The sequence below is a fragment of the Vibrio sp. T3Y01 genome (assembly GCF_013114525.1).
In the GTDB taxonomy this organism is placed as follows: Bacteria; Pseudomonadota; Gammaproteobacteria; order Enterobacterales; family Vibrionaceae; genus Vibrio; species Vibrio chagasii_B.
In genome coordinates this window covers 40,743-59,922 of record NZ_VTXJ01000027.1, presented here as the reverse complement: position 1 = coordinate 59,922, position 19,180 = coordinate 40,743, and the positions used below count along the sequence as shown (strand labels likewise).

The 19,180-nt window shown below is 44.3% G+C and carries 17 protein-coding genes; 5 read left to right on the top strand and 12 right to left on the bottom strand.

The features are described 5' to 3' along the window. Positions 1 to 103: 103 nt before the first annotated feature. The 4 genes from modC to F0232_RS22045 are packed head-to-tail and all read right to left on the bottom strand — an operon-like array spanning position 104 to position 4,169. The gene (modC, locus tag F0232_RS22060; RefSeq protein ID WP_105058210.1) at positions 104 to 1,210 is read right to left on the bottom strand and encodes a molybdenum ABC transporter ATP-binding protein ModC; all 1,107 of its coding nucleotides are present in this window, start codon (positions 1,208 to 1,210) and stop codon (positions 104 to 106) included. Continuing rightward, positions 1,207 to 1,905, bottom strand: a complete 699-nt coding sequence (gene modB, locus F0232_RS22055) for a molybdate ABC transporter permease subunit (RefSeq protein ID WP_061030927.1) — start codon at positions 1,903 to 1,905, stop codon at positions 1,207 to 1,209. The genes modC and modB overlap by 4 nt, the downstream gene beginning before the upstream one ends. Next, on the bottom strand, positions 1,906 to 2,664 hold the full coding sequence (gene modA, locus F0232_RS22050; protein WP_105058211.1) for a molybdate ABC transporter substrate-binding protein: 759 nt from the start codon (positions 2,662 to 2,664) through the stop codon (positions 1,906 to 1,908). Positions 2,665 to 2,669: 5 nt separating this feature from the next. Next, positions 2,670 to 4,169, bottom strand: coding sequence for a cobyric acid synthase (locus F0232_RS22045; protein ID WP_061030925.1), 1,500 nt, complete (start codon positions 4,167 to 4,169; stop codon positions 2,670 to 2,672). A 196-nt stretch (positions 4,170 to 4,365) separates the two neighbouring features. On the opposite strand from F0232_RS22045, the gene F0232_RS22040 reads away from it, so the two are divergent. From F0232_RS22040 to F0232_RS22030, 3 genes are all read left to right on the top strand, one after another. Next, positions 4,366 to 4,743, top strand: coding sequence for a YgiW/YdeI family stress tolerance OB fold protein (locus F0232_RS22040; RefSeq protein WP_061030924.1), 378 nt, complete (start codon positions 4,366 to 4,368; stop codon positions 4,741 to 4,743). A 98-nt stretch (positions 4,744 to 4,841) separates the two neighbouring features. Further along, positions 4,842 to 5,366 (top strand): hypothetical protein, encoded by a 525-nt coding sequence (locus tag F0232_RS22035; protein ID WP_061030923.1) that lies wholly within the window; start codon positions 4,842 to 4,844, stop codon positions 5,364 to 5,366. 304 nt (positions 5,367 to 5,670) lie between these two features. After that, positions 5,671 to 7,557, top strand: coding sequence for a methyl-accepting chemotaxis protein (locus tag F0232_RS22030; protein WP_061030922.1), 1,887 nt, complete (start codon positions 5,671 to 5,673; stop codon positions 7,555 to 7,557). Positions 7,558 to 7,682: 125 nt separating this feature from the next. Here the strand turns inward: F0232_RS22030 and F0232_RS22025 are convergent, their stop codons facing one another. The 4 genes from F0232_RS22025 to F0232_RS22010 all read right to left on the bottom strand — a co-directional run bounded on the left by F0232_RS22025 (position 7,683) and on the right by F0232_RS22010 (position 12,504). Next, a complete protein-coding gene (locus tag F0232_RS22025) occupies positions 7,683 to 9,290 on the bottom strand; it encodes an ABC-F family ATPase (protein WP_081090279.1) in 1,608 nt (535 codons plus the stop codon). Positions 9,291 to 9,580: 290 nt separating this feature from the next. Then, positions 9,581 to 10,267: a RimK/LysX family protein gene (locus tag F0232_RS22020; protein ID WP_061030920.1), complete on the bottom strand. Its 687-nt coding sequence runs from the start codon at positions 10,265 to 10,267 to the stop codon at positions 9,581 to 9,583. Positions 10,268 to 10,278: 11 nt separating this feature from the next. After that, complete coding sequence (locus F0232_RS22015; protein WP_061030919.1) at positions 10,279 to 11,463, bottom strand: amino acid aminotransferase; 1,185 nt, start codon at positions 11,461 to 11,463, stop codon at positions 10,279 to 10,281. A gap of 192 nt (positions 11,464 to 11,655) precedes the next feature. Further along, positions 11,656 to 12,504, bottom strand: a complete 849-nt coding sequence (locus F0232_RS22010) for an AraC family transcriptional regulator (RefSeq protein WP_105058212.1) — start codon at positions 12,502 to 12,504, stop codon at positions 11,656 to 11,658. A gap of 90 nt (positions 12,505 to 12,594) precedes the next feature. On the opposite strand from F0232_RS22010, the gene F0232_RS22005 reads away from it, so the two are divergent. Further along, a complete protein-coding gene (locus F0232_RS22005; RefSeq protein ID WP_105058213.1) occupies positions 12,595 to 14,022 on the top strand; it encodes an MATE family efflux transporter in 1,428 nt (475 codons plus the stop codon). 117 nt (positions 14,023 to 14,139) lie between these two features. Here F0232_RS22005 and nrdG read toward each other — a convergent pair whose 3' ends face one another. Beyond that, a complete protein-coding gene (gene nrdG / locus F0232_RS22000; protein WP_105058214.1) occupies positions 14,140 to 14,610 on the bottom strand; it encodes an anaerobic ribonucleoside-triphosphate reductase-activating protein in 471 nt (156 codons plus the stop codon). Positions 14,611 to 14,766: 156 nt separating this feature from the next. Next, positions 14,767 to 16,887 carry an anaerobic ribonucleoside-triphosphate reductase gene (nrdD, locus tag F0232_RS21995; protein ID WP_061030915.1) on the bottom strand — a complete coding sequence of 707 codons (2,121 nt, stop codon included), beginning with the start codon at positions 16,885 to 16,887 and terminating at the stop codon, positions 14,767 to 14,769. Positions 16,888 to 17,190: 303 nt separating this feature from the next. Between nrdD and F0232_RS21990 the strand changes: the two genes are divergently transcribed. Beyond that, entirely contained in the window at positions 17,191 to 18,069 is an 879-nt protein-coding gene (locus tag F0232_RS21990; protein ID WP_105058215.1) for an endonuclease/exonuclease/phosphatase family protein, read from the top strand. Positions 18,070 to 18,165: 96 nt separating this feature from the next. Here F0232_RS21990 and F0232_RS21985 read toward each other — a convergent pair whose 3' ends face one another. Together F0232_RS21985 and F0232_RS21980 are read right to left on the bottom strand one after the other, a co-directional pair. Next, a complete protein-coding gene (locus tag F0232_RS21985) occupies positions 18,166 to 18,597 on the bottom strand; it encodes a YeeE/YedE family protein (RefSeq protein ID WP_105058216.1) in 432 nt (143 codons plus the stop codon). Next, complete coding sequence (locus F0232_RS21980; protein WP_171731496.1) at positions 18,597 to 19,073, bottom strand: YeeE/YedE family protein; 477 nt, start codon at positions 19,071 to 19,073, stop codon at positions 18,597 to 18,599. Before F0232_RS21980 ends, F0232_RS21985 begins: the two co-directional genes overlap by 1 nt. Positions 19,074 to 19,180: the final 107 nt, after the last annotated feature.

Below are 19,180 nucleotides of genomic sequence, written 5' to 3'. Positions count from 1 at the left end.
AATGACGCATGTTCCCACTCATGGAATCAAGATCGAGTTTTACCTAATCTAAAGCCAATATCTTCTAAACAAGAACTCCAAAGCAGACAAGTCGCGTTAACTTTTAATGAGTAACGGCAATGTCTCTTTGAGCTACACTCACGCCCTTAATCTGGGCAAATACTTGCTGGCCGACTTTAAGGCCAAGCTCATCCAATGCCCAAGATGTAATGGTTGCCCATAGATAACAGCCAGGCTCCAATTCCAACTCAACCGCCACACTCTGCTTATTGCTCCCTTGTTGATGCGTCTCTACGCTTTTAATCGACACAGGAAGAATGTTACGGATTGAAGTGCCTTTTGGCTCCTCTAGCGTGATCGAGACATCATTTGCCCTAACCTGAAGCCTTACGGTAGCCCCAATCTCACTCGACACTTTCTGAACCCACAAAGACGTAGACTTTCCGAGCATTAAACGAGACAAAGCGTAATCGTCGTTGTGCTCTGCCAGTTTCGCTTCAAACAGTGAGCTTTGCTCTGAGAAAGACTGCCAAGGCTGCATCGCACGTGACGCCCATACCTGTTCGGTCACACCAGACGACACTACCTTACCTTGGTCAATGATGACCAAGTGATTCGCCAATCGTAAGATTTCGTTGAGGCTGTGAGTGACGTAAATAATCGGAATTTGTACGGTCTCGGATAAGTTCTCCAGAAACGGCATCACTTCACGCTTTCTAGGTAAATCAAGAGATGCCAATGGCTCATCCATCAACAAAATGCTTGGCTTAGATAACAGAGCTCGGCCAATTGCCACACGCTGCTTCTCTCCGCCAGATAAACTAGCCGGATAACGATCTAGCAACGAGTTTAATGAAAGCAGAGACACGATCTGATCAAAGTGCGCTTTATCTGTGCCTTTAACACCGTATTTAAGATTCGCCGATACCTTCATATGAGGGAACAATCGTGACTCTTGAAACACATAGCCCACATTGCGCTTATGCGTTGGCAAGTTAATCCCTTGTACACTGTCGAACAAGGTTGTCCCCGACACACTGATCAAACCTTTATCTGGCTGTTTAAGGCCACTAATGGCATTGATTAAAGAGGTTTTACCCGCCCCAGAGCGACCAAAGATCGCCGTGATACCACGGCTTGGCAGTTCTAAGTCGATATCGAAGAAGGTTTCACCAAGCTGCTGTTGGTATTGGAGGATCAAAGCACTCATGCATTACCTCCCAAGCGTTGTGCCGACTTTCTGTTTAACCATTCAGACAACATCAATGAACCTAGCGCTATCACAATAGAAATTGCACACAGGCGTGCGGCTTCCATTTCAGCACCTGGAGTTTCAATAAAGGTATACATAGCCAGTGGAATGGTTTGAGTTTCACCCGGGATATTGGATACAAAGCTGATCGTAGCACCAAACTCACCAAGGCTTCGCGCAAATGAAAGCATGGTTCCCGTAATGATCCCAGGGATCATTAAAGGCAAGGTGATAGTAAAGAATACTCTGACTGGTGAAGCGCCTAATGTGGCGGCCGCCTCTTCCAATTTACTGTCGACCGTTTCTAAGCTTAAACGAATTGAACGAACCATTAATGGCAGTGCTACTACGACACAGGCTAATGCCGCGCCTTTCCAACTAAAGCTGAATACGATACCAAACACCTCATTCAGCCAAGAGCCGATAATGCCTTGTCTACCCATCATCACCAGCAACAAATAGCCAATCACCACTGGAGGCAACACCAAAGGTAGGTGAACAATACTCTCTAGAATGCTTTTTCCCACAAACTGCTTTTTTGCAAGCAGCCACGCGAGGCCAATCCCGATTGGGATCAGCCATAGGATAGCAAATCCAGCCACTTTCAAGCTAAGCATTAAAGCTTGGTATTCGTATTCCGATAGGTACATCATTTAACGCACTTCAAAACCAAAACTGTTCAAAATGTCCTTCGCTTGCTCGCTACTAAGGAAAGTATAGAACTCCTGAGCAACCGCTTGGTCACTCAGTTTCGCTACAGGGTAACGTATTGGTGTATGCAAATCTACCGGGAACGTCGATACAAGACTCACTTCCTTAGATAATAGCGCATCCGTTTTGTAAACAATACCGAGCTTAGCTTCATTGCGCTCTACCAATGCCAATGCCATACGAACGTTATTACTTGGTGCTAATCGTGTCTTGACCTCATCCCAAACAGCCAGTTTTTCTAGCGCTTCTTTCGCATAGATACCAGCAGGAACCGACATGGTGTTGCCAACTGCAAGCCTTTCATTATCAAGAAGTTTAGACCACTGCTCACCTTTTGAAATATCAAATGAAATTGAATCTTCCTTTGGAGAGATTAGCACAAGCTCGTTCTCACAAAGATTTGTGACATTGTCACTAGAAACATAGTTTCGATCGACAAGATGAGTCATCCATTTTTCATTTGCCGAGATAAAGATGTCTGCTGGTGCACCTCTTTCGATCTGTCGTACCAATGAAGATGTGCTGGCATAGACAGGAATAACGTCAACAGAATGGTTTTTCTCAAACTCTTCAACTAACAGATTCACCGCATTAGTCATAGATGATGCCGCATAGACACGGAGTTTCTCGGCAGCCAAAGCATGAGCAGGACTCAATGAGGTGGTTAACGCTACCGCTAAAAGAATGACTAGTTTTTTCATTGCTCTCACTTATCTGTTGTTCTTTTAATTTCTTGGTCAGTTTGTTTCAGCTCAGGCCAAAGCAGGTCAAGATTTAAGTGCTCTTCGATGGCATCGGCGATTCGATTAATACCCAACTCTTTCAGTTGTTCGTGGTCAATCGCTGCTACTTCATTAGCACCTGCCCATTCACAAATCAGGGATAACGCATCGCTGTTATCCAATACACCGTGCAAGTAGGTACCAAATATCGAGTTGTCTGAGTTTATCGCGCCATCAAGGTTGCCAGATTCTAACTGAACCGGTAATGCTATTTCATTGACATCAGTCCTACCTACGTGAATTTCATACCCTTTTACTGGTGCTGACTTTCCATTTAGGCTTAAATTCCCAAACACGTTCGTTAACGTTTTCTGTTGCGTTAACGTGGTTTCAGCATCAAGGTACCCTAACCCTTCACTGCTTCCCGGCTCGCCTTCAACGCCATCAGGATCGTGGATAAGATTACCGAGCATCTGATAACCACCACATATGCCCATCACTTTGCCACCTAAACGCAGGTGACGCTGAATGTCTTTGTCCCAACCTTGCTGCTTCAAATAATCCAAATCGGCTCTTACTGACTTAGTACCCGGTAAGATGATCAAATCAGCGTTGTTCAAACGCTCACCTTTACCGACGTAACGAAGATCAATTGAAGGATTAAGTCTCAACGCATCAAAGTCCGTATGGTTGCTGATTCGTGTTAGAACAGGTACCACGACTTTTAGCTTAGCCTCTCCATCGGATTCTTGAGCGGAGGTAATGGCATCTTCAGCTTCCAAATTAAAGCCATGCAGATATGGCAACACACCTATTACAGGCTTGCCCGTTTTCTCTTCTAGCCAATCAAGGCCCGACTGAAGCAGCGCGATATCGCCTCTAAAACGGTTAATCACAAACCCTTTTACACGAGCTTGTTCAGATTCAGATAACAGAGCTAATGTGCCATACAGGTGCGCAAATACACCACCACGGTCAATATCAGCCACAATAATCACTGGGATATCTGCCTTTTCAGCGAATCCCATGTTCGCGATATCATTCTCGCGAAGGTTGATTTCTGCAGGACTTCCCGCCCCTTCGATCATCACGCTTTCGTATTCATCCAAAAGTCGATCAAAAGAATCGATTACTGTATTCATCGCGACTTTCTTATAATCATGGTAGCCCGTAGCCTCCATGTTACTTAATGCGCGCCCTTGCAGAATCACTTGAGCGCCAGTATCAGAATTGGGTTTAAGCAATACAGGGTTCATGTGCACTGAAGGTTCAATATTACAAGCTTGTGCCTGAACGGCTTGAGCGCGGCCAATTTCGCCGCCGTCTTTGGTCACGGCACTATTCAAAGCCATGTTCTGTGGCTTAAAAGGTGCCACTTTAATGCCTTTCCTAGCCAAAACACGGCATAAACCTGCCACCAATACACTTTTTCCGGCATCTGATGTGGTTCCCTGAACCATAAGGGCGTTCAATGGTGCTCGCATTCGTACTTAAATCCTTAATTTCTCAGCCCGCAGGCAATACTTCTCTTTAACCATCTTAACGTCATTGGCGACTCGATGCTCAATAAAATGAATGGAAAATGAATGTGTTACTCACTCTAGATTCAAACCGAGTGTTGTTTAATAGCCTCATCGAAACAAAACGTTTCAACTAACAAACAACATTAAGGGATTCACCATGAAAAAAACTGTATTAGCTATCGCAACCACTATTATTCTTGCTCCAACTTTCGCAATGGCTGGTGACCACAAAGGTAACAAGCACGAGAGCCCGATTGCTTACACAGGACCTATTGAAACCGTTTCTGTAGCGACCCTACTTGCAGACACAAGCATGTTTTCTGAGCAAGACGCGATTGTAGACGGCAAGATTGTTCGTCAACTTAAGAACGACACATTTATCTTCTCTGACGGCCAGAGCGAAATTCAAATTGAACTGGACGACGATATCCGTCTAGCACAACCGTTAACAGCAGATACCAAAGTACGTATCTTCGGTGAATACGAAGGTGGCAAAACACCGGAAATCGAGGTTGACCACATCCAAATTCTATAACCGACAAATATAAAACTAACGACTTCAAATAAATTGGCCTGCATATTGCAGGCTTTTTTGTATTATACTGCCGCAAAATACATTTATATGGAGTCACCATGCTAGGTTGCACTAACAAGACTGTCCTTTTAGGACTAGCTGCACTGTGTTCATTCTCTGCGTCTGCAAACAACTTTAACTACAACACATTCGAGCTGCGCATGGGTACCAGCCCTAGTACTTTCGGTGGTGAAGTCACAACCATGTTTACTCAGAACTCACACTTTGTGGCTCGCATCGATTCAGAATTTGAAAGTGATTGGGATGCTGCTGTCGGTATGGGTTTTAACGGTCCAATTAGTCAATTTGCTGATGTGACTGGCCAAATGCTACTTCACAACATTGAGCGCAATGACGACAACCACATCAAGACTGAAATTAACCTAGGCTTAAGAGCGTGGTTAATGGCAAACGTTGAAGTTAACGCTCGCCTTGGTCAGCTGATCGACAATGATGATACTCGCTCAATCGTGGGTATTGGTGCCCGTTTCCATTCAACAGAACAACTGTCTGTTGGTCTAGATATGCGCAATAACGGTACATACGGACATCAGCTGTTAATGTCTGCTCGATTCGGCTTCTAAGCTCACTATACCCCCTAATGTAAGTGGCTAATTCTTATTGATTATTCATTTACAGCATGATTTTAAGGCTAATGGGTTCTTTACCTGTTAGCCTTTTTTCGTTCTCATCTTTTACCATCAGTTTTATACAAACAGCTTCACGACACGCTGCGTTCTATTCTTGATTTGGGCCATCCAATCACAACCGCTCTAGTACCTTTTATACAATTAAATTATTAATAAATGCCAATTGATAAAACAGCTTTACTGCAATATGGCGTACTGATACTCTTTGCGAAAATTTTGCTGAAAATGGAGTACCTTAATGGGTGTAAGCAGCATTTCTATTAAGAACAAACTAACGTTGATGTTTGTTGTCATTATCTTCGCCATGACGATGATTCAAACTTATATCACTGGCAAGCAACTGTTGAACGAAACTTACCGTTCTATCCAACAATATTCGACCACGCTTACCGAGGCCAATGTTTCTGGAATTGAAAAGTGGATAGAAGGTCGTATTAACGTTGTAAATGCAGCGAAAGACGCGTTCAAATACACGGACGATCCAAAAAGCTATTTCACCCAAAGTACTAACGCAGGTCGATTCCAAATTGCGTATGCTGGACTTTCTGACGGCCGTTTCCTACAAGGTGTCGATTTGCCCGTACCCGAAGGTTATGACCCTCGCACTCGCGACTGGTACAAAGTACCAATGTCTACAGGCAAAACAGTAGTGACAGAACCCTACGTCGATGTGGCAACCAATGACCTTGTCGTGACCATTGCCAGCCCTTTCAATACCAACGGGTATTCAGGTGTTATTGGCGCAGATCTTAACCTAAATACGTTGATTAACGATGTTGTAAGCATTGAGCAGCCAGGCGTTTACGCATTCCTTGTCGATGGAAATGGTAAAATTGTTGCCCACAGAGACCGTGACCTTACGCTTAAATCAGTTGCTAACGTCTCACAAAACCTCTCAGCGAATAAGATCAAATCGCTATCTCAAGATCCGGGTTTTGAGGAGATGAGCATCGACGGCGCGGAGTCTCTGCTTTCAGCGAAAAAAGTTCCTCATACCGACTGGTACTTCACTGTCGTTATCGATAAATCCCAATCTTTTGCTTCTTACCGCTCGTTGCTTCGCCAATCGGCCATCTTTGGCCTGATTCAGCTTGCCGTTATTGCATTTGTGGCAATGTTTGTCATTAAGAAAGCACTCGCCCCCCTAACAACGTTAAGTTCAGCAATGGAAGCACTATCTAAAGGCGATGGTGATTTAACCCAACGTATTACCGTCAACAGCAAGGACGAAATTGGCACACTGGCTCATCACGTGAATGCGTTCATCGCTAAGCTACAAGAAATTGTCCGTGATATCGCAGACTCTTCTAGCCAATTGAACGAGCAATCTGAAGTCAGTACCAATGTTGCTCGCCAAACGAGCGATGGCCTAACAGTTCAACTGCATGAGATCTCGCAAATCGCAACCGCAGTTCACGAGATGTCGGCAACGGCTGAGGAAGTGGCAAACAACGCACAGATGACAGCAGATTCAGCGATCAGTTCTACTGAAAACTGTGAGCAAGGCAAGCGTGTGATTATTCGTAATCAAGATTCAATCACTAACCTTGCACAACAGGTAGAAAATGCATCGGGCATCATTCAAGAGCTTGAAAAGAATGCCCTAGACATTAACGCGATCCTTTCAACAATTTCAGACATCGCAGAGCAAACTAACCTACTTGCACTTAATGCAGCGATTGAAGCGGCACGTGCTGGTGAACAAGGTCGTGGTTTCGCAGTGGTTGCAGATGAAGTACGCGTGCTATCTCAACGCACTCACAGCTCTACTGATGAGATTCGTGAAATGATTGAGACTCTGCAGAAAAACAGTGTTAGTGCCGTTGAATCAATGCAGCGTAGCCAAGACTTAGCTCAATCTAGTGTTGATGATGCGAACAATGCCACCACAGCGCTTGAAGAGATCGCAACATCGATCCAGCAGATCTCTGATATGGCGTCACACATCTCAAATGCGGCATCTGAGCAAAGAACCGTGACTGGCGAAGTAAGCAAAAACATCCAATTAGTTAATGATGTGTCAGACAAGATGTCGACGGAAGCCGATAACTCGCGCCACCTTTCAGAAGAATTACGTGGCATCGCCCAACAGTTGAATACCCAAGTTCAGTTGTTCAAGTACTAATAAGATCATTAGTACTAGCTAACAAAAAGCCCCCGAACACAACGGTGCTCGGGGGCTTTATTTTCTTCTGGTGATGAACCAATAGTATCAGTTCACCTACCTCAATCAGTCTTGCATAGTGACTGTTACAGGTTAACCATCAGCATCTTTTTCTGATGATCTAGGTACTCTTCATAAGTACCTTGGAAACTCACTAATTGCTGGTCTTTCACATCAATGATGTGTGTTGCCAGTGAAGATACAAACTCACGGTCGTGACTCACAAAAATAAGCGTACCTGGATAAACCTTCAGCGCATCATTTAGCGCTTGGATCGCTTCCATATCCATGTGGTTCGTTGGTTCGTCCATCACAAGAACATTGATGTCTTGCATCATTAGCTTACCAAATAGCAGACGGTTCTTCTCACCACCAGAACAGTTACGTGCTTTCTTGTTTGCGTCATCAGCAGTAAACAGCAGACGACCTAGAATGCCACGCACCATTAAGTCATCGTGCTTCGCTGTACGCCACTGTGAAATCCAATCGAATATGCTCAAATCGTTGTCAAAGTCTGCGCTGCTATCTTGCGGGCAGTAGCCGACTGATGCGTTTTCAGACCATTTTACGATACCTTGGTTTTGCTCCAATTCACCAACTAGACAGCGTAGTAAAGTGGTTTTACCTACGCCGTTCTCACCGATAACCGCAAGGCGCGTACCCGCCTCAAGTAACAAATTACCACCAGCAAATAGCGTCTCGCCTTCGAAACCGTGGCCTAGCTCTTGAAGCTCAAGCGCTTGACGATGCAGCTTTTTACCTTCGCCGAAGTTAATTGATGGGCTCATACGGCTCGAAGACTTCACTTCATCAAGGGTGATCTTTTCCATCTTCTTGGCACGAGAACTCGCTTGCTTCGCTTTTGATGCATTGGCACCAAAACGGTTTACGAAGTCTTGCAGTTCGTTTATTTCTGCCGTTTTCTTCGCATTAGAAGCCAGAAGTTGTTCACGACGTAAACCCGATGCTTCTAGGAAGTACTCGTAGTTACCTGGGTAGATGCGAAGTTCACCGTAATCGATGTCCGCCATGTGCGTACATACCGAGTTCAGGAAGTGTCTATCGTGCGAAATGATGATCATTGTACATTTACGCTGGTTTAGCTCTTCAGCAAGCCAGTTGATGGTGTGAATGTCCAAGTTGTTGGTCGGTTCATCAAGTAACAGAATGTCTGGGTTCGCAAACAATGCTTGTGCCAAAAGCACACGCAGTTTCCAACCTGGAGCCACTTGCTGCATCAGGCCAAAATGAAGCTCTTCTTCAATACCCGCTTGAATAAGAATATCTCCAGCACGACTTTCCGCTGTATAGCCATCCATTTCAGCGAACTCGCTTTCAAGCTCTGCCACTTTCATACCGTCTTCTTCGCTCATTTCAGGCAAAGAGTAAATACGGTCACGCTCTTGCTTTACTTCCCATAACTTTCTGTCGCCCATGATCACAACGTCGATTACGCTGTACTGCTCAAAAGCAAACTGATCTTGGCTCAATACGCCCAGCTTTTCTCCTGGAGTGATTGAAACGTTACCCGAGCTTGGCGTTAATGCGCCACTTAGGATTTTCATGAACGTCGATTTGCCGCAACCATTGGCGCCGATCAAACCATAGCGATTGCCGTTACCAAATTTAGCGGAGATGTTTTCAAACAAAGGCTCTGCGCCAAATTGCATTGTGATGTTCGCGGTAGATATCAAAGAAGTAATTCCTAAGCGTGTACTGGATAGATCGTTATTAGGTCACTGAATAAACCTAAATAAGGACTACGAAAGTATGGATTAAACAAAAACGAAGCGCGGATTATATAGAGATCTGGATCACGTTGTCGAGGCTAAACAGTAACCTGATGACGAACAGAGCCGAATTAACGATATTTACTAAGATTTTAGACCGTAAAACGAAAAAATCCCCGCTAATTCAATTAGCAGGGATTCAATTTTCCAAAAGTGAAAGTCTCAGAACAAGTCTGAATCAACAGAAGCTAAGTCTATTTAGTCACTTTCTTCTGAACGTACTTCTGGCTTACATCGACAACCGCAACATCTCTAAAGAAGCTTCTTCCCAAAAGAAGTGGGAAAGAAAGATGCGTTCGATCTGCAAGTGTAAATTCAGTTTTGTCTTTTAGGTCACCAATTTGGATAGAAGCTACAACCACGGCACGACGTTGTGTGCCTTCAGCGCTAGATTGTTTGATCTTCACCCAACGCTCTACAGGTAGGCTGATCTCTTCTGTTGTGATGCCATCATGTTCAATCTTGAATTTAACCCAGTCTTTTCCGTCACGCTCAAAATCGACGATATCAACCGCACTGATTGAAGACGTTGTCGCACCAGTATCGACACGTGCTTTAAACGCTTCTTTCAAACCTGGAACAAATACCCACTCTTCTTCACCAAGAATCAATTTACCATCACTGGTTTTTGTAGGTTTCGCTACCGGCTTTTCTTCAGGTTTTGGCTTTGCTTCTGGTTCAGCTGGTTTTACTTCTTCTGGCTTCTCAGTAGGTTCCGTTACTTTGTCGCCTTCAGTTGCGTCAGGCTTAGAAGAGTCATCAACTACTGGTTGTTCGACCTGAGGCTTTTGCTCTGGTTCAACTGGCGCTTGAGTCGTAGTTGAACAAGCAAACAGACCGCCACTTAACATTAGGATTATAATCGCTTTCCAATTATACATTCAGTCACCTTCTATTTTGATACGTTGGCTATCGCTTTTGCTACGTAAGGAATATGGGATTCAGAAAGGCCTGCAATATTGATGCGTCCGTCACCAACACCGTAGATGCCATATTCTTCACGTAATTGATTCATTTGAGTTTCTTTAAAGCCTAGTACAGTAAACATACCTTTATGGCTTTCAATGAAATCAAATTGTGACGTGTTATAAGTATTTCGCAATTCATCACATAAACTTTGGCGCAGATTTAACAAACGTTGCTGCATTTCACTCAACTCTTGCTTCCAAATCGATGTTAGCTCTTGATTCTGAAGAATTGTTTTCACCAAAGCCGCACCGTGATCTGGCGGCATCGTGTAAGTTGAGCGAGCAAGCGTCAGTAGCTTACCTTTTGCGTTGCCAACGTGTTCGCTATTCTTACCAATCACAATCGCCGCGCCCGTTCTTTCTCGGTACAAACCGAAGTTCTTTGAGCAAGAAGTGGTAATCAACATCTCTTCCACGTTGTTCGCCATATGCTGAAGACCTTTCGCATCTTCTTCTAAGCCGTCACCAAAGCCTTGGTAAGCAATATCAACAAACGGCAAGAAGCCATTTTTCTGCGATAGTTTGGTAATTTCCTGCCACGCCTCAAAGTCGATATCCGCACCCGTTGGGTTATGACAGCAACCGTGCAGTAGTACCACATCTGATGGACCCGCTTTTGAAAGGTCATCCAACATTCTTGCGGTATCAACTTGCTTCGTTTCAGGACTGAAGTAATTGTAGTATCGAACTTTTAAGCCTGCCGCTTCCATTACAGGTTTGTGGTTAACGTAGCTTGGGTTTGAGATCCAAACTGTGGTGTCTGGTTGAGAAACTTTCATTAAGTCACCCAACATACGCAGTGCACCACTTGCACCTGGTGTTTGAATCGCAGCAACGCGATCCATTGCAGAAGTCCCTTTAAGCAGGAGATCAACCATGCTTTGGTTGAACTCTTCACAGCCCGCTAGGCCAACGTAAGCTTTGGTTTTCTGCGTTTCAACAACGATATCCTGAGCCATAGAGACGGCTTTCATGATCGGTGTTTCGCCTTGGTCATTTTTGTAAACGCCAATACCTAAGTCGACTTTATCAGTACGAGTATCGCCGCGGTAAGCAACTGAAAGAGATAGAATTGGATCTAAAGTTGGTTTTGGTAGATGTGAAAACATGAAAGTCACAACCCTTTGAAATTCAAGTAATGTACTTCACGTTAACATTATCGTAGTAAAATCAGAAACATTTTTTAATAGAAGCGCTTAGTTACCATAAGTAATCAGAGCTTGGTCATTTTACGTCGATATTTAGCGCAAATTTCAAACAACCATTTGTACTTTTACCAGTTAAAACGTACCTACATCGATTCAGTTCTCATTGTGGACACCACGTTTGAATTGCCTTGGTGTCATTCCCGACCACGCTTTAAATCGAGTACTAAAATTGGCGGCGTTCGGATACCCAACTATCTCGCCAATGTGTTGAATGGACCAATCGCTGGATTTCAACAAACGAGCCGCGTACTCCATCCTCATTCGCATGATGTGTGTCATAGGACCATGCGAATAGTAACGCTGGCATAAGCGATGAAAATGCGGTTCTGAACACGGAAACAGGCTTGCCAGTTCATGCACGTTCCACTCTTTGTGAAGCTGCTTTTGAACACTGTCGAACACTCGTCTCAAACGAATCAAATTTCTTGATTGTTGCTGCGGAACCGGCGCGTTAATCATGAACTCGATTTGAGCCACACTGTGATTGGCAATCGCTCCACCTAAATCAATTGGCAAAGCAATACTTCTTAGCAAGGTATGTATGCAAGATGAGACGACTTCTGCTGCTGGGGATAACGTGTAACTCACCTCATCAGTAACGACATTCTCCCATTGTTTATCAGGCGATAGAAAGATCCACGCTATTTGCCATGTTTCTTCTTCAATACCAAAACCGTTCTCAACGCCTGCTGGCACAGTAATGCACGACCCCGGCTCTAGAATATATCGACACCCTTCACTTTCAAGCCACCCTTTGCCTCTTACGGTGTACAGCAGCATATGTTTTTGTTGGTTCTTTCGATAAACAGAAAAGAAATCGCGGCACGATGCTGTCCCACATTGAACGATACCTAGCTCTTCAAATGCCAATACATGGCTTTGATCGACAAACTCTTGATGGGTCTTTTCAGAAATGTCGTAACGTTCTTGTTTATCACTCATACCACTGTTAACTCATTCAATTGGCCAACCCATAAAAGTAGATAGTTTGGCAAAAGTTTGTGATTAACCTGAACAATACAGCTAAAACAAATGCCGATACACTTCTCGCATATTCACGACAGGGGAAATGCGATGCTCTCGACATATCGTCATTTAGACAAAGATTTTTGGCAAAAGTTACTGCACATCGGTTTACCTGTGTCTCTGCAAACCATGTTGTTTTCATTGCTCGGCGTAGTCGATATTTTCATGGTCAATCAGCTTGGTGATGCGGCAACCGCAGCAGTTGGTGTTGGCAACCGTATCTTCTTCTTTAACCTAATCATGGTATCGGGAATCAGCGGTGCAGTCAGTGTGCTAGCTTCGCAATATTTTGGTGCGGGCGATTTCAATGGGATTCGACGTGTCTTGTCGCAATCTTGGGCCTTGTCTATCTTTGCCATCATCCCTTTTATTTTGATTTACACATTGGCTCCTGAATCAGTCGTGTCTGTGGTGGCCTCAGACCCTGATTACATCCGCTTGGCAACGGATTACCTTTGGATAACAGGAGCCAGCCTTATTGGTACGGCAATCGTTGTGCCGCTAGAAAGCGCACTGCGATCGGTTGGTGAAGCCAAATTGCCCACCAAGATCAGTATTTGGGCAATCATCGTCAATGCGATTCTCAATGCTCTGCTGATCTTCGGACTATTTGGCTTTCCAGAACTTGGCGTGGTTGGCGCAGCGATTGGCACCACGGCTTCTCGATTCTTTCAGACGATTGCATTGCTTGTTATGGCGAGAAAACATTACGCGCATCTATTCCCTACGATTGAGAGTTGGCGTGATGCAATATTGCCTAAGCACAGAAAGATGTACTTCAAGATTGCGATTCCTATGCTGATTCACGACACGGCATGGGCTGGTGGAATACTGATTTACAACGTTATTGTAGGTCAGATCGGGGTTGGTGAACTTGCGATCATCTCACTGCTATCTCCAGTGGAAAGTATCTTAATTTCAGCCTTCTTAGGTTTTGCCGTCGCTGCTTCGATCATCCTTGGTAATGAGATTGGTGCTAAGAACTATCAACGTGTTGAAAATACCGCTTGGGGCTATGTATTTGTAAGCTGTGCGCTTGCGACACTATTGGCACTGCTGTGTTTTATCGCCAAGCCTGCCATTATTCAATTAATCGATTTAACGCACCTGGAACTCAAAGATACAGCGGTCAACGTCGCCTTGGTGATGGCGGCAGGGATGATATTGAGAGTGTTCAACATGGTTGGCATCGGAGGTGTTTTAAAGAGTGGTGGGGACATCAACTACAGCATCTTTATCGACATATTCGGCCAGTGGGCGATTGGCATCCCCCTCGCCTACTTCACCGCTTTGGTGCTTGGCTGGTCTTTAGAATGGGTGTTGATGATTGTGTTACTGGAGGAGCTGGCGAAGATAGCTTTGACTAGCCAGCGGATTCATTCTAAGAAATGGATAAACAACCTCATAGAAGAGCCTAACCAACTAGCCACTTAATATTTATTTGAACTACTAGAACAAACGAAAAGAACTCACACCCAAGGGCTGATTGATTGCATTGCGCTAACCATGATGCCCTTTTTCGTTTTGCAAAAATACGAAGTGACGACAGCCTTAGATATCAGTGAATCGATGGATAATTTGGTTTGAACTACCACGCCAATCCAGCATTGGGTCCGCTTTATCTTGCTCGAAACGCCCATCAATTAAGGTATCAACGTATTCTAGTACTTGCTTCTGATTTTCATCCAATTCGCCAAGTTCATAGCCCGTCCACATCCAGATATCTTTGCCCTTGCATTCAGCTTTTACACGCTGAACAAGCTTAAGCACTTCAGATACATTTGCAGGATGTAGAGGATCACCACCAGAAAGCGATAAACCACGACGTTTGATTCGCGGGTCATTCAGATCGGCAATAATGTGATCTTGTAATTCTTGAGTGAACAAATGCCCAGAATCCAACCTTTGCGTCGACTGGTTATAACACCCACGGCACTGGTGCACACAACCCGATACGAACAAGGTGCAGCGTGTTCCGGGGCCATTTACAACGTCGATTGGGTGATATTGATGATAATTCATAAGGCAGTATTGAGAACTCGTGATGGCTTAGTGGTTTAACTCGAGAAATAGCGAGAAGTGAAACAAATGAATTGGTATCGACATAACGCCGATACCAATCTTATTTCTTCGAAACTTAGCTCTTCTAAATAAGCTAGCTATTGATCTTAGGGCTTATTAAAGATGCTTCACGCGGCGTTTAACTTCTTCTTGCTTACCGAAGTTAAATGGGCGTGCATCTGGGCTACCAAGGTAACCACAAACACGGCGTGTTACCGATACTTTGGTTGAGTCATGGTTGCCACACTTAGGACACGTAAAGCCCTTGCTTGTACAGTCAAACTCACCGTTGTAACCACACTCGTAACACTCATCAATCGGTGTGTTGGTACCGTAGTAAGGAACACGTGTGTAGCTGTAATCCCATACGTTTTCTAATGCTTCGATGTTCTTCTGCATGTTAGGGAATTCGCCGTAACAGATGAAACCACCGCTAGAAATTTCAGGATAAGGCATCTCGAAATCGATCTTGTCGTATGGGTTCACTTTCTTCTGCACATCTAAGTGGAAGCTGTTTGTGTAGTAACCACGGTCTGTTACACCATCAATCACACCAAACTCTTTGGTATCGATGCTGCAGAAGCGGCTACATAGGTTTTCACTTGGTGTGCCGTATAGGCTGAATGCGTAACCTGTCTCTTTGGTCCAAGATTCCACTTCACGCTTCATGTACTCCACCAGCTCAAGCGCTTTAGCACGCATTTCGCCATCGTCGTACAAGTGAACGTCAGTACCGTATAAAGCAGTCATTGCTTCGTGGATACCAATGTAACCAAGAGAAACAGATGCACGGCCGTTCTTAAAGATATCAGCAATAGAGTCGTCTGCTTTCAAGCGAACACCACATGCACCTTCCATATATAGGATTGGAGCAACACGCGCTTTCACGTTTTCTAGACGAGAGATACGAGTTTCCAATGCGCGACGAGCAAGCTTCAGTTTTTCATCAAGCAACTCGTAAAACTTAGCCATATCTTGTTTTGCGTTGATCGCAATACGTGGCAAGTTCAAGCTCACAACACCTAAGTTGTTACGGCCTTCATGGATAAGCTCGCCGTTTTCTTCGTATGTATTCAAGAAGCTACGGCAACCCATAGGCGTTTTGAATGACCCTGTCACTTCTACTACTTTGTCGTAGTTAAGAATGTCTGGGTACATGCGCTTAGACGCACACTCAAGTGCCAGTTGCTTGATATCGTAGTTTGGATCTTGTGGCTGGTGGTTCAAGCCATCTTTGATTGCAAATACCAGTTTAGGGAACACGGCTGTTTTGCGGTTCTTACCCAAACCTGCAATGCGGTTTTTCAAGATTGATTGCTGAATCAGTTTCGAGCCCCAGCTTTCACCTAAACCAAAACCAAACGTCACGAATGGTGTTTGACCATTAGCGGTGTGCAAGGTGTTTACTTCGTATTCAAGAGATTGGAATGCGTCGTAGCACTCTTTCTCAGTACGAGAGATAGCAAAAGCTTCTGGGCTATGAATGTCCCACTCTTTCGCTAACGATAAATGCTTCTCGTAGCTCGCCATTACGTAAGGTTCTAGAACCTCGTCGATGCGGTTGATCGTTGTACCGCCGTAAATGTGGCTCGCCACTTGTGCGATGATCTGTGCAGTTACTGCCGTTGCGGTTGAGATAGACTTAGGCGTATCGATTTCCGCGTTACCCATCTTGAAGCCATGCGTTAACATGCCTTTCAAGTCGATAAGCATACAGTTAAACATTGGGAAGAATGGTGCGTAGTCTAGATCGTGGTAGTGAATATCACCACATTCGTGAGCATGTACGATATCACGTGGCAAAATATGAGTTTTCGCATAGTGTTTAGCCACGATACCCGCCAGCAGGTCACGCTGAGTTGGGATAACTTTGCCATCTTTATTCGCATTTTCGTTGATTAGATCAACATTGCTTTCTTCGATCAAACCTTCGATTTCACGAGTTAACGCACTTTGCTTTTCACGTGCGATATCGCGATCATGACGATATTCGATGTATGCGCGTGCTAGAGACTTATATGGCCCCTGCATTAGCTCGTTCTCGACCATGGTTTGAATTTCAGAGATATGAACTTCATCGTAGTCTTCGAGCTTCAACTCAACTGCTAATGCCACATTCAATGCATAAATAGCAATTTCCTTATCGGTTTTGTCTGATGCTGCTTCCACTGCAGCCTGGATGCGATCTCTACTGAATGGAGCTCTTGAGCCATCACGCTTGATTACGATTGATTTCACCACTTCTCCTTACTCTTGAGGTATTCACAGACTTATCCACAAACACACTATATAGAGCGATTTACCGTTAAACTAACACTAGATATTGTGGCGTATTTAACGAGAACCACCAAACTTGAGTATTGATTTGGATCAATAAAAAGAGAACGCTGACTAAGATCAATTCAATATTATTACGCTAGTTCTCAACTCGAAAAGAAACAATGTAACAATAAAAAAACTGCTAAAAAGAGTTGAATTTTTGGTAAGTGTTGTAGGATAACGGCTCATCAATATTGGTCGACAAATTTAGGGATATTTGGGATGAAACGACTACAAAAGTGGTTAATGTTAGGCTGCCTAATCGGTAACCAAGCAATTGCTGAACCTTTAACCATATCCAGTTGGAATATCGAATGGTTATCAACCAACGAGGCTGTGAATAAGTTTTCTGACAAACGTGATCAAGCTGATTTCGACAAACTTGAAGAATACTTTCAATCCTTAAACGCCGATGTGGTTGCGTTTCAAGAAGTCGATGACATAAATGCCATTCAGCGTGTGGCTGGTGATCAATACAAGATATTGATGTCTGACCGGGCGCTACCTAAGAACAGCAACCGCCAGTTCAAAGAAGTGAACCAATACACTGGGTTTGCGGTTCGTAAAGAAGTAAGCCTCACCGACTACGCTGATTTTCCTCTGGAATCGAGTTCTAACAGCAAGCTTAGGTTTGCCAGCTATATCGTTATAGAAACAGAGACTAAACCCATTCATATGCTCTCTGTTCATTTAAAGGCAGGATGCAGTGGTGCTTATAAGTCCAACCGCGACTGCTCACGTTTAAAAGAGCAAGCTCAGCAATTGAATAAATGGATAAAGCAGAGAGAGCGCAATAACGAAGACTACGCCATTCTTGGCGACTTTAACCATAACCTCGCCTACTCACGAGATTGGATGTGGAAAGAGTTAACACAATATACTGATGCGCAGTTAGCGACACGAAAGACACGCGCCGACTGCAAAGTACGCTCTAACCGCAACAACCATCGCACGCATCAGTTCCGCTCTGTTATTGATCATATTGTGGTGAGTGAATCATTGAATGCAGCTCCTGCTAAACAACAGGTATTTAAAACACAAGACGTGCTGGACTACAAACTCAGTGACCATTGCCCAGTATCAACGACCATCAAACAATAGATAGATCTAAAAAGAGGCTGACTGGCTTTTTACTCAAAAGCCAGTCAACCTCTCAAATGCTCATATCAAGCCTATCAAGTACACGATAGGTTTACCCTAACAGGTTTTATTCGTTCGACCTGCAAGCCACATTCCCACCAGCATGCTGACCATAAATACCCATACGGTTGGGTTACCGCCACTGAGACTCGTCACCGCAGGTCCCGGACAAAAGCCTGCAAGCCCCCAACCTAATCCAAACGCTGTGGAACCCACAATCAGCTTTCTGTCGATTAACGGGTTGTTTCGGCTATCTAATTGCTCACCATTAATAGCTTTGTCACGCTTTTTAATGACTAAGTGATAAAACGGAGCAAACACCATCAGTGCACCGCCCATTACGAATGCCAGGCTTATGTCCCAATCGCCTGTCACATCTAAAAATCCAAGTACCTTGTTAGGGTCTACCATGCCTGAAATGATCATACCCGAGCCAAACAAGATTCCGGCAAGCAAACCAACGACGATAGTAAATAAAGAGTTTTTCATTATGCCCCCAGCCCTATCAGGTTCTTGATAAGCATGGTTGCTATTGCCACACTCATGAATACACACGTTGCGATAATCGAACGTTTAGACAAACGCGCCATGCCCACAATGCCATGTCCACTAGTACAACCATTCGCTGTTTTAGTACCAAAGCCGACTAACAGACCAGCAATAACAACTACCAACAGGTTCATCTCCTCTAATTGAGGGAGTTGATAACCGGTAGGAATCAACAACCAACCGCTCACAACCATTCCGACAACAAAGGCAAGTCGCCAATGTTTCTCGGTTTTCTCAATACGCGTGTCCGAGCTGGATTCAGATCCCGATTCTAAGCTTTTATTCTTTCTAGACGGTAATAAACGACTAACGATTCCGCTGATTCCTGCTACTCGCCCGATGCCCAACATCAGAATAATTGCCGACGCGCCTAACAGCATGCCGCCGAAAAACGCATCCCAAGGTATAAAACTAATCACTGACCTCTCCTATCCACAAACTCTAATCTAACTCACCACAAGTTAAATTAGAGTTTACTAATAAATATAAATTAGTCAATGCTAATGTAATGGCACTATGTTTC

Coding starts and splice junctions, on each gene's coding strand:
- modC (WP_105058210.1), bottom strand. CDS start 1,210: ATGAGTGCTTTGATCCTCCAATACCAACAGCAGCTTGGTGAAACCTTC.
- modB (WP_061030927.1), bottom strand. CDS start 1,905: ATGATGTACCTATCGGAATACGAATACCAAGCTTTAATGCTTAGCTTG.
- modA (WP_105058211.1), bottom strand. CDS start 2,664: ATGAAAAAACTAGTCATTCTTTTAGCGGTAGCGTTAACCACCTCATTG.
- F0232_RS22045 (WP_061030925.1), bottom strand. CDS start 4,169: ATGCGAGCACCATTGAACGCCCTTATGGTTCAGGGAACCACATCAGAT.
- F0232_RS22040 (WP_061030924.1), top strand. CDS start 4,366: ATGAAAAAAACTGTATTAGCTATCGCAACCACTATTATTCTTGCTCCA.
- F0232_RS22035 (WP_061030923.1), top strand. CDS start 4,842: ATGCTAGGTTGCACTAACAAGACTGTCCTTTTAGGACTAGCTGCACTG.
- F0232_RS22030 (WP_061030922.1), top strand. CDS start 5,671: ATGGGTGTAAGCAGCATTTCTATTAAGAACAAACTAACGTTGATGTTT.
- F0232_RS22020 (WP_061030920.1), bottom strand. CDS start 10,267: ATGTATAATTGGAAAGCGATTATAATCCTAATGTTAAGTGGCGGTCTG.
- F0232_RS22015 (WP_061030919.1), bottom strand. CDS start 11,463: ATGTTTTCACATCTACCAAAACCAACTTTAGATCCAATTCTATCTCTT.
- F0232_RS22010 (WP_105058212.1), bottom strand. CDS start 12,504: ATGAGTGATAAACAAGAACGTTACGACATTTCTGAAAAGACCCATCAA.
- F0232_RS22005 (WP_105058213.1), top strand. CDS start 12,595: ATGCCGATACACTTCTCGCATATTCACGACAGGGGAAATGCGATGCTC.
- nrdG (WP_105058214.1), bottom strand. CDS start 14,610: ATGAATTATCATCAATATCACCCAATCGACGTTGTAAATGGCCCCGGA.
- F0232_RS21990 (WP_105058215.1), top strand. CDS start 17,191: ATGAAACGACTACAAAAGTGGTTAATGTTAGGCTGCCTAATCGGTAAC.
- F0232_RS21985 (WP_105058216.1), bottom strand. CDS start 18,597: ATGAAAAACTCTTTATTTACTATCGTCGTTGGTTTGCTTGCCGGAATC.